General features: G+C 40.6%; 13 protein-coding genes. 5 read left to right on the top strand and 8 right to left on the bottom strand.

The window, feature by feature from the left end; all coding sequences use genetic code 11:
• The first annotated feature begins 441 nt into the window (after window positions 1-441).
• Window positions 442-978: a gamma carbonic anhydrase family protein gene (locus CWB65_RS18880; RefSeq protein ID WP_006794012.1), complete on the top strand. Its 537-nt coding sequence runs from the start codon at window positions 442-444 to the stop codon at window positions 976-978.
• Here CWB65_RS18880 and CWB65_RS18875 read toward each other — a convergent pair.
• Entirely contained in the window at window positions 961-1,221 is a 261-nt protein-coding gene (locus CWB65_RS18875) for a DUF1488 family protein (protein WP_008130816.1), read from the bottom strand. The two genes, CWB65_RS18880 and CWB65_RS18875, sit on opposite strands and share 18 nt — an antisense overlap.
• Window positions 1,218-2,042, bottom strand: a complete 825-nt coding sequence (aroE, locus tag CWB65_RS18870) for a shikimate dehydrogenase (RefSeq protein WP_006794010.1) — start codon at window positions 2,040-2,042, stop codon at window positions 1,218-1,220. The genes CWB65_RS18875 and aroE overlap by 4 nt, the downstream gene beginning before the upstream one ends.
• A 53-nt stretch (window positions 2,043-2,095) precedes the next feature.
• Here aroE and CWB65_RS18865 point away from each other — a divergent pair, with 53 nt between their 5' ends.
• Entirely contained in the window at window positions 2,096-2,533 is a 438-nt protein-coding gene (locus CWB65_RS18865; RefSeq protein ID WP_138741232.1) for a group II truncated hemoglobin, read from the top strand.
• Between the two features lie 42 nt (window positions 2,534-2,575).
• Here the strand turns inward: CWB65_RS18865 and hemF are convergent, their stop codons facing one another.
• From hemF to CWB65_RS18835, 6 genes are all read right to left on the bottom strand, one after another.
• Window positions 2,576-3,526, bottom strand: a complete 951-nt coding sequence (gene hemF, locus CWB65_RS18860; protein WP_138741231.1) for an oxygen-dependent coproporphyrinogen oxidase — start codon at window positions 3,524-3,526, stop codon at window positions 2,576-2,578.
• Window position 3,527: 1 nt separating this feature from the next.
• Window positions 3,528-4,091, bottom strand: coding sequence for an L-threonylcarbamoyladenylate synthase type 1 TsaC (gene tsaC / locus CWB65_RS18855; RefSeq protein ID WP_006794007.1), 564 nt, complete (start codon window positions 4,089-4,091; stop codon window positions 3,528-3,530).
• A 24-nt stretch (window positions 4,092-4,115) separates the two neighbouring features.
• Window positions 4,116-4,685 (bottom strand): DNA topoisomerase family protein, encoded by a 570-nt coding sequence (locus CWB65_RS18850; protein WP_138741230.1) that lies wholly within the window; start codon window positions 4,683-4,685, stop codon window positions 4,116-4,118.
• A gap of 118 nt (window positions 4,686-4,803) precedes the next feature.
• Window positions 4,804-5,277: a DUF494 family protein gene (locus tag CWB65_RS18845; protein WP_006794005.1), complete on the bottom strand. Its 474-nt coding sequence runs from the start codon at window positions 5,275-5,277 to the stop codon at window positions 4,804-4,806.
• Between the two features lies 1 nt (window position 5,278).
• Window positions 5,279-6,370, bottom strand: coding sequence for a DNA-processing protein DprA (gene dprA / locus CWB65_RS18840; RefSeq protein ID WP_138741229.1), 1,092 nt, complete (start codon window positions 6,368-6,370; stop codon window positions 5,279-5,281).
• A gap of 31 nt (window positions 6,371-6,401) precedes the next feature.
• Complete coding sequence (locus CWB65_RS18835; protein ID WP_006794003.1) at window positions 6,402-7,523, bottom strand: LysM peptidoglycan-binding domain-containing protein; 1,122 nt, start codon at window positions 7,521-7,523, stop codon at window positions 6,402-6,404.
• A 119-nt stretch (window positions 7,524-7,642) separates the two neighbouring features.
• Here CWB65_RS18835 and def point away from each other — a divergent pair, with 119 nt between their 5' ends.
• Genes def through rsmB form a run of 3 tightly spaced genes read left to right on the top strand, consistent with a single transcriptional unit; the run spans window position 7,643 to window position 10,412 of the window.
• Complete coding sequence (gene def / locus CWB65_RS18830; protein WP_006794002.1) at window positions 7,643-8,149, top strand: peptide deformylase; 507 nt, start codon at window positions 7,643-7,645, stop codon at window positions 8,147-8,149.
• A 21-nt stretch (window positions 8,150-8,170) separates the two neighbouring features.
• The gene (gene fmt / locus CWB65_RS18825; protein WP_138741228.1) at window positions 8,171-9,124 is read left to right on the top strand and encodes a methionyl-tRNA formyltransferase; all 954 of its coding nucleotides are present in this window, start codon (window positions 8,171-8,173) and stop codon (window positions 9,122-9,124) included.
• Window positions 9,117-10,412 carry a 16S rRNA (cytosine(967)-C(5))-methyltransferase RsmB gene (gene rsmB / locus CWB65_RS18820; protein ID WP_008130806.1) on the top strand — a complete coding sequence of 432 codons (1,296 nt, stop codon included), beginning with the start codon at window positions 9,117-9,119 and terminating at the stop codon, window positions 10,410-10,412. Before fmt ends, rsmB begins: the two co-directional genes overlap by 8 nt.
• Window positions 10,413-10,460: the final 48 nt, after the last annotated feature.

The following is a 10,460-nucleotide window of genomic DNA, read 5'->3' as shown; positions in this document are numbered from 1 at the left end:
TAGCCTCACAACCTATCCAGCTTGGCTGTTAGAACTCAATCTGTACGAGTGCCCACACAGATGATTGCTTTATATTGTTAAAGAACGTTGCGACGTTGTCGCTAGGGATGCGTATAATACATCCTTTATTTTTCGAGTCAATACTTTGTTTTAAACTTTCTTACGATAATTTAAAACCGAAGTTTTACTTAACTCTCTGATTAACTCTTGCCTCGCTATGCGTTGGCGCCTGCCGTCTCAGTGGGGTCGCATTATAGGGAGAACAGATTTTTACGCAAGTACTTTTTCAAAGAAAAACTAAAATAAAACACTGTTCGGTCAGTATATGAACGAAAGCCCTTAAAACTGATAGTTTTATAAACAATATAGGCTTTACTGGCACTGAAATAAGCACTACTGCTACACTAATACACTTAATATGTTTAATTTAAAGGTGCATATATGGCAATACGTTCTTATAAAGGAATTACCCCTGCGTTTAATAAGTCTGTTTATATAGACGAGTCGTCTGTATTAGTCGGTGATATTACTATAGGCGATGATAGCAGTGTATGGCCTTTAGTTGCTGCTCGCGGCGATGTTAACCATATTCGTATTGGTGAGCGCTCTAATATTCAAGATGGCAGTGTATTACATTTATCGCGTGCAACTAAAAGCAATCCAGATGGTTACCCTCTTATAATAGGCGATGATGTAACGGTTGGTCACAAAGTGATGCTACATGGGTGCGTACTTGGTAACCGTATACTCGTGGGTATGGGTGCGATTGTCATGGATAATGTAATTGTAGAAGATGATGTTATTATTGGTGGGGGCTCGTTGGTACCACCAAATAAGCGCCTGGAATCAGGCTATTTGTATGTAGGAAGTCCAGCAAAGCAAGCCCGTCCATTGACTGAGCAGGAGCTCGCTTTCTTAAAGATATCGGCAGATAACTATGTCCAATTAAAAGATGAATATCTAGCTGAAGCTAACTAATTCCACTTCAATTTGACCTGCCGAGTTATAACTTTCTTCTTCTATTAGTTGCTCGGCACGTTCTTCGTATTCAAAACGGTATTTTTCAAAATAATCTGTAGCGTGACTTTCATCCGTGAGTTTAAGTTTACTTATCGCAATAACACACTCCACCAGCATGCCACTCACTTGAGCAAAAAACACTAACTGATGATCAGGCTCTCTAAACTCGAGTCTATCTATAAATTGTACAGCTTGGTTCATTTTAGTGAGCCTTGTTTAAGTGCTTTAACCACGGGGAGAATTTCTGGCATTTTGTTATGCCAAACATAATAAGCTTGTGCTGCCTGCCCTACCAACATACCACTACCATCTAAAAGCTTAGTATTGTTATTATGCTCTGCAACCCAGTTCATAAAAATAGTGTTTGTCAGTGAATAAAACATATCGTATGCAACATCACAGCATGTTAAGTGCTTTTTAGCTAAGGCTGGTAATTCGTTATTCATGCTACTAGACGTTGAGTTTACAATTAGTGAGTAATCGCTTACTGGTAAATCATCGAACCCATAGCCTGAAACTTTTCCGTATTCAGCAAATAGCTGAGCTAAGTCTTTTGCTTTTTGAGCGGTACGATTAACAATAATAATTTCTGCGGGTTTTTGTTCAAGCAATGGTAATATTACCCCCCTTGCAGCACCACCAGCACCAATTATTAAAATACGCTTATTTGTAATCACAACTTTGTTAGCAAGGAGGTCATTTACAAAACCAACACCGTCGGTGTTATCTCCTAATAATGTTCCATCGTTTCTTTTTTTAAGTGTATTAACTGCACCGACTATTTTAGCAAGCGGTGTAAGTTCATCAGCCATTGCAAACGCCTGTTCTTTAAATGGCATGGTAACGTTCGCACCTTTTCCACCTTGCTCAAAAAATGTCGATACTGTTTTTTCAAAGCTGTCGATAGGTGCTAATATTGCGCGATAGTCGATTTGCTCACCTAGCGAGATAGCAAATTGTTTATGTATCGCGGGGGATTTTGAATGTTTAATTGGATTTCCAAAAACCGCATATTTGTCCATTTTAAAACAACCTCTTTGCAGCTAAGTGCTGCTTATAATCGATGATAAATAATATGATTAAACGACTTTTTTCTAAATCTAACCCTAAGAAAGTAGATCAAACACCTACACCTGAAAAAACGCCTTACGAAATCATTGGCGGAGAGAAAGGTGCACGCGCTATTTCCGAACGATTCTACGACATTATGGCCTCAGATGAATACGCTAAACCGTTATATGATATGCATCCTCAACCATTAGATAGAATTCGCCAAGTCTTTTTCGAGTTTTTATCTGGTTGGTTAGGTGGGCCTTCACTATTTGAGCAAAAGCACGGGCAGCCCATGTTACGTAAACGCCATATGCCATTTTTAATTGACCAGGAATTAAGGGATCAATGGATGTATTGTATGAACAAAACTCTTGATATTGAAATTGACAACCCACTACTTCGAGAAGGGCTTAAAAATTCATTTGCTCAGCTAGCAAGCCACATGATTAACCAACATTAATCATAAACAATAAAAAAGACGCGAAAGCGTCTTTTTTATTGTTTATATTTGCCACTCTCGAGCTATTAGCTCTTCTAGTTTACTTGAAAGCCAAGCTTGTGGTCGCAAGTAATACTGATATAAGTTTGCCTCAAGGCTGTTTTCAGCTGGTGTAAAGTTATACTCCCAGCGAGCCAGTGGTGGCATCGACATTAAAATAGACTCTGTTCGGCCGCCACTTTGCAATCCAAATAATGTGCCTCTATCCCACACTAGGTTAAACTCAACGTAACGACCACGGCGGTAGAGCTGAAAGTCACGTTGCTGTTCAGTGTACTCATCGTTTTTGCGACGTTCAATAATCGGAATATAGGCATCTAAAAAGCCATTGCCGACTGACTGCATAAATGCAAAGCTTTGCTCAAAGCCTAGTTCATTTAAATCATCGAAAAATAAACCACCCACCCCACGTGTTTCATCACGATGTTTAAGGTAAAAGTACTCATCGCACCATGTTTTGTATTTTGAATAAACATCACTACCAAACGGCACACATATATCGTGTGCAACTTGATGCCAATGCTGTACGTCTTCAAATACCGGGTAAAAAGGGGTTAAATCAAAACCTCCACCAAACCACCATATTGGCTCTTCGCCCTCTTTTTCGGCTATAAAAAAGCGTACGTTGGCATGACTTGTTGGTACGTGCGGGTTTTTGGGATGAATAACAAGTGAAACCCCACAAGCATGAAAACTACGCCCTGCAAGCTCTGGCCTATGGGCGGTTGCAGAACCTGGCATGGATGCGCCAAATACATGAGAGTAATTTACGCCCCCCTGCTCAATTACGTTACCATCAGTAGTTACTCGAGTACGGCCACCACCGCCTTCAGCTCTTTGCCAGCTATCTTCGACAAATTTAGCACTGCCATCTGCAGCTTCTAGCCCTTGGCAAATAGTATCTTGCAAAGCCATAAAGTAGGCTTTTACTTGTTCTAATAATTCGCTTTGCATATTACCCTCTAAATACTTTACCGGTCATGGCATCTTTTATTGTGCTGGGTTGTGTGTTTCCACCTAACGGCTCATCAACATAAAAGCCAACTTGATCAGCAAATTGCTCCTTTGCTTGCTCAATGCTTATTACTGTTTCTTGGCCTGTTAAATTTGCACTGGTTGATACCAGTGGCTTTCCAAACTCTTGGCATAAGCGCTTAACTGTTGGGTGATTTGTTACCCTAACCGCAATAGTATCAAACTGCCCTGTTAACCATTTTGGTGTGCTTTTTGCCGCTGGCATAACCCACGTAATAGCAGCAGGCCAACTAGAAAATATGTCTGCACGTTTGTCCATAGGTACTTTAGCATCATCAACATACTTTAATAATTGCCCATAATTATCAGCAATTAAAATAAGGCCCTTTTCAACTGGTCGCTGCTTAATTGCCAATAATTTTTCAACGGCATGCTGATTATCGGGGTCACATCCTAAACCGAACACAGCCTCTGTTGGATAAACAATAACTTCGCCTTCATTTAAACATGTAAGTGCTGAAGGCGTATTTGAAAGTTCTGACAAGGTGGTCTCCAAAAATGTTAAACGTTATTGAGTAAGCTTATGCATGCAACTTTTTTGCGGGCATTGCAGTAGTGTACCATTTGCCATGTGTCTTTCTATGACGATGGGCCAATCACATTTTGGGCATGGCTGCTCTACAGGTTTATTATTAAGCGTGTATATACAGCTTGGGTAGCTGTCGCATGAGTAAAATACTTTCCCAAACTTATTACTGCGAGCAACTAAGTGGCCTTTTTTGCATTTTGGGCATGCGGGTAACGTAGCCTCTTGTTCCTTTTGCTCGTTGTCGTTTGCAATATAATGGCAATCAGGGTATCCCGTACAACCAATAAACATACCGTAACGGCCATTTTTAACCACCAGCGGTTTGCTGCATTGAGGGCAAGAGGAATCTTCAAGTACTTTTATTTCGTTACTTTCGTGTTGTACTAATGGCCTAATAAAGTCACATTGAGGGTAACTTGCACACCCCAAAAAAGGGCCTGACTTACTGTTGCGGATCACTAACTCTGAACCACACTGTGGGCATACTTCGTATTCTTTTTCTAAGGCGTGCTTATTCGCCGAGAAAAGCGAATGGTCGATTTTACTCATGGTGTTCCTAAGAGATAAGTGAATTTTCGCCTAATATACCCAAACCACTTAAAGATACAAGCTATGCTATGCGCTTCATCTCTAGTAATTTGGGTTATATAAATAAATTCATAAGTTATTAATGCAATAACTCGGTGGGCTCATCAAAAATTAAGTCTTCCATTTGCTCGTATGCTTCTTCAGAGCCGGGGACATTAAATAACACCATAAGCACTATCCACTTTAAATCATCTAAGCTAATCGCTGGCTTATCAAGTGCTGCAAGCTTATCCATAACCATTTCACGGGTAATACTGTTAATAACCCCAATTTGCTCAACAAACATTAAAAAGCCACGACACTCAACGTTTAACATATTGCATTCGCTTTCTGTAAATATACGAATAGCGCGCCCTGGGTTAGCGATTAAATAAGGAGATTCATCGCTGTGTTGTAAATCGGCTAACTGTTCTAGCCAATTTAAGGCTTTAAATATTTCTGGTTTATTAAAGCCTGCACGAACTAACTCGTCGGTTAATTCATTTTGCTCAGCAAAAATGTCAGCTTCGCTATGAATGTAATTTTCAAATAGATACATAAGAATATCGAACATGCTACCTTCCTACGCTAAGCCTAATATAACCATCTAAAATGCGTTCAATTTGATCGTCTAACTCTAAATCAAGCAACCTTGCCAGTACTTTATCTATTGGCCATTGAACACGGCGTACAATATCGTCAACAGTTGTTACCTCAAACCCAATACTGTTTAAAACTTCACAATCACTACTTTGCTGAAGCGTCTCTTCTTTACTATATAGACCGCTTTGATAAGAAAAGCTCACTTCATCTAAAATATCTGTCACATTTTCAACAAGTTTAGCACCCTGCTTAATTAAAAAGTGGCTGGCTTGTGCAAGCGGGTTTTTAATAGAGCCTGGTACTGCAAACACCTCTTTATTTTGTTCAAGCGCATAACGCACAGTAATTAATGAGCCGCTTTTAATTTCAGCTTCAACAATTAATACACCTAAAGATAAGCCCGAAATAATCCTATTTCGACGAGGGAAATTATGTGCGTTAGCGGCGGTTCCGGGTAAAAACTCACTAATTAATAAACCACTATTGAGTACTTGTTCTGTTAATAGTTTATGGCGTTTAGGGTAGTAAATATCAACACCCGTGCCTAATACCGCGATAGTTTTACCACTCCCTGCTAAAGCACCTTTATGTGCTGCGCCATCTATTCCTCTGGCCATGCCCGATGTCACAGTAATACCAGCCTTTGTTAATTCGTAGGCAAACTCGGAGGCTATTTCAAGCCCTGTTGGGGTGGCGTTACGGCTACCAACAATGGCTATTTGCGAGCTAGAAAGTAAAGACACATCGCCCTTACAAAATAATAATAAAGGTGCGCTAGCTATGTGTTTTAATGAATCTGGGTAACATGTATCAAAAAAACAAATAACTTCAATATTATGCTCTGCAACACGCCGCTCATAATGCTGTACTTTTTGCCAATCTGTATTGAGTAAATTACTGGCCTGATTAGCAGTTAACCCTAACTCATGTAATTTAGTGTTGGGTAAGTCAAACAATGACTCAAGTGGGTGGTGTTTAGATAGGGCTAATAAGGTTTTTGTGCCTAATCCCTTACACATATAAAAGGCAAGCCAGTGAGCTAACTTGCCTGATGACTGATCCATGCTCTCTCCTAGAGCACCGACTCGCTACTTCTTAATGAATAACTGCAATATCTCCAACGCGAATTGGGTGCTGGTTTTTTGTTATTAATGCATAACTTACTTTGTCATACACTTTGAATACAATTAACTCGCCTACTTTTTCTTTAGGCATTTTCCATGTTGTATTATCTTCGTCAGCTTTATTACTAAACAACTGACTTGCATCAGATAACAGCTTTTCAAATTTACTTGAATCTTCTGGGTAGCGAGGACCACGAGGGCCATCAATAACCGTAGGTGATTCACGCTCTAAATCTAAAACATGACCTGGTTCAATATTTTGCTCGCTGCCTAAGTTTAGCACTACAACATCCATTGTGCTGAATTCTCTTACTTGGCGAGGAGACGCTATAACTTGCCCTTCTACTGGCTCTAGTGGGCGGTGAATATCGAAATAGGCTGGCAGCAACTGCCCCTCCATTGCTGGCATTAAAAAATCACCTTGTTTAATTTCTCGTTTTACTGACTCAACACGTAATGACGACGGCACACCATTACTTTCATCGCCACTTCTAAACGCTCGCGCCATGCCAACGTACGATGCACGCGTTGCTAATACTTCGCCTGTGTTTAAATCTCTGTAGGGTTCACCCTCGTTGTAAATCGCATAAGCACCATGTACTTTTAAGTCACCTTTAACGTATAAAATATGGCCTAACGTTTGTGTTTTTGTGTTTTCGTTAGCACCTAACACATACGGCATATTTTTTATATCGTCGCTGTTAATCGCTTGCTCGTAACTTAAATAAGGTTTAATCATTTGCAAAGGTAAAGTGGTAATTGCATTCAACCCTTTTGGGGTAATACGTCCTTGAGGTGACAGCTTTCGGTACGCTTTATTAATAACTAAACGTGGATTTCCGTCAGCATCGTATATAAGTGCCAACGCATCACCCGGATAAATTAGGTGAGGGTTATCGATTTGCGGGTTCATTTGCCATAGTTCTGGCCACAACCATGGCTCGTCTAAATAAATGCCAGATATATCCCACAACGTATCACCTTTTTTTACAACATACTGTTTTGGTGCATCTTTTTTTATTTTTAGCACATCAGCAATCGCCCCAAAAGAGGTGCTTAGTGCCAGTATGATTGCAACTAACGGAAATTTCATTGAGCTTCCTTGTATTGTTTTTTCATTATTATTGCTCAAAACCTGTTAAAGGTGAACGTGAATGGCTAAAATAAGAGCATACAATACCCTAAATTAAGCACAAGTGAAAAAGGTAACTAATGGCTAGGTTAGAAGTTTTAAGATTTCCAGATGAGCGTTTACGTACAATAGCAAAAGATGTTGCAGACGTTGACGACCAAGTTCGCCAAATTGTAAAAGACATGCTCGAAACCATGTACGACGAAAATGGCATTGGTCTAGCAGCAACACAAGTAAATATCCACCAGCGTATTGTGGTTATTGATGTCTCTGAAGAGCGTGACGAACCACTGGTATTAATTAACCCGCAAATCATTAAAAAAGATGGGTCAACGATTAGCGAAGAAGGCTGTTTGTCAGTGCCTAACTCTTACGCAAAAGTAGACCGAGCAGAAACAGTGACTGTGGCTGCACTAAACGAAAACGGTGAAGAATTTGTGTTAGACGCAGATGAGCTATTAGCTATTTGTATTCAACACGAACTAGACCACCTTCAAGGCAAGCTATTTATTGATTACTTATCTCCATTAAAGCGCCAACGTATTCGTAAAAAGCTTGAAAAAGAAGCTAAGTTTGCAGCACAGTAATCAGTACCTTAGGAAAACTCAGTGATCCAACCATTACGCATAATATTTGCCGGTACGCCGGATTTTGCCGCACGCCATTTACAAGCGCTAATAAATAGCGAACATGAAATTGTGGGCGTATATAGTCAACCAGATCGCCCAGCAGGTCGTGGTAAAAAATTAAAAGCGAGCGAAGTTAAAGCGCTAGCACTTGAAAATGACTTGCCTGTTTTTCAGCCTCAGTCATTAAAAAATGATGAGGCACTTGCAGAGCTCACCGCTTTAAACGCCGACATAATGATTGTGGTGGCCTATGGCTTAATTTTACCCAAAGCTATTTTAAATGCGCCACGCTTAGGCTGCTTAAACGTGCATGGTTCTATACTACCTCGCTGGCGTGGTGCTGCGCCTATTCAACGTGCAATTTGGGCGGGTGACGAGGAAACGGGCGTAACCATAATGCAAATGGATGAGGGCTTAGATACCGGCGACATGCTGCATATTAGCCGCTGCTCTATTAGTGACACAGAAACCAGTGCCAGTTTATATAACAAACTAGCAGAGTTAGGTCCTAGTGCATTAATCGACACCGTTAATAAGCTAGCTAATGACGACATTACCCCTGAGCCTCAAAATGATGCGCTAGCTAACTACGCTAAAAAACTCTCTAAAGAAGAAGCAAATATAGATTGGTCTATGAGCGCCGTGCAAATAGAACGTAATATTCGCTCTTTTAATCCTTGGCCAGTGTGTTTTACCCAAATGGGCGAACAAACCGTAAAAATATACCAAGCGAAAGTAGTTGATCAATCAGGTAAGCCAGGCGAAATATTAACAAGTGATAAAAACGGTGTTGTGGTTGCCTGTGGTGAACACGCTTTAAGTATTACTCAGTTACAACCGCAAGGTAAAAAACCAATGGCAATTAGCGACTTTTTAAATGGTCGCAGTGACTGGGTTAGCCCTGGCACACTATTAGGCGAAAATAATGAATAAAGTACAAAACGTACGAGCGCTAGCCGCTGAGACTTTATATAACGTGGTTGATAAAGGCGCTTCGCTTAATCAAGAACTACCATTTGCAAGCCAAGGTTTACCACCAAAAGACAAAGCACTGTTACAGCAAATTTGTTATGGCGTATTACGCTACTTACCTAGCCTTGAAAACTACTGCCAACATTTAGTAGAAAGCCCACTAAAAGGTAAACGCAGAATTTTTCAGTTTTTACTCTACGTAGGTATTTATCAATTGCAGCACATGCGCGTTCCACCGCATGCAGCAATTAGCGAGACCGTAAATGCACTGGGTCAAATGCGTGCACTAGGGTTAAAAGGGTTAATAAATGCTATTTTACGTAGCTTTCAACGCCAGCAAGCAGAGCTTGAAGAAAAAGCAAAGCTTATTCCAGTGTGTTTATACAACCACCCCAATTGGTTTATTAAACAGGTAAAAGAAGCCTACCCAGAAAACTGGGAAGCCATACTTGAAGAAAACCAGCAACAAGCGCCAATGTGGTTACGTGTAAATCAATCACAATTTAGCACGCAAGAATACAGCGATATGCTAACGGCTAACGATATAGAACATACATTAAACCCAAACTTTATAGACGGGATTAAACTAGCCAAGCCGCGTGATGTTTTTTCACTTCCTGAGTTTGATACGGGTGCTTGTTCAGTGCAAGATGCAGCAGCGCAATTAGCTGCTCGCTTTTTAGAGCCAAAAGATGATGACGTTATTTTAGATGCCTGTGCAGCACCTGGCGGTAAAACATGCCATATATTAGAGCTTGCCGACGCCGACGTACTTGCACTTGATAGCGATGCCACTCGCCTTGAACGCGTAAAGCAAAACTTAACCCGTATAGGTTTAGGTGCCGACCTACAATGTGGTGATGCATCGCAACCGCACACATGGTGGGACGATGAACAGTTCGATCGTATTTTATTAGACGTGCCTTGTTCAGCAACCGGCGTTATTCGTCGCCACCCTGATATAAAATGGCTACGCCGTGCATCCGACATTGAAGACTTAGCTGCACTACAAGGCGATATACTCAATAGCATTTGGCCTCTACTCAAGCCTGGTGGTACATTGGTATATGCAACATGTTCGGTTCTTCCAAAAGAAAACCAACAACAAGTTGCTAAATTTTTAGCTAATAACGATGACGTAGAGCATATTCCTCTTCATGATAAAGACACCCTCACCATACCGGGTTTACAGCTACTTCCGGGTGAAAGTGATGGTTTTTATTACGCTAAAATGGTTAAAAAAGCCTAGTTAAACAGGGCTTAATAACGCGTACAACAAGCCATTTTTAAATTTAAA

The organism is Pseudoalteromonas sp. S554 (assembly GCF_005930865.1).
GTDB lineage: Bacteria > Pseudomonadota > Gammaproteobacteria > Enterobacterales > Alteromonadaceae > Pseudoalteromonas > Pseudoalteromonas marina.
The sequence above is the reverse complement of the archived record's forward strand: the minus strand, read 5'-3'. Positions and strand labels throughout refer to the sequence as shown.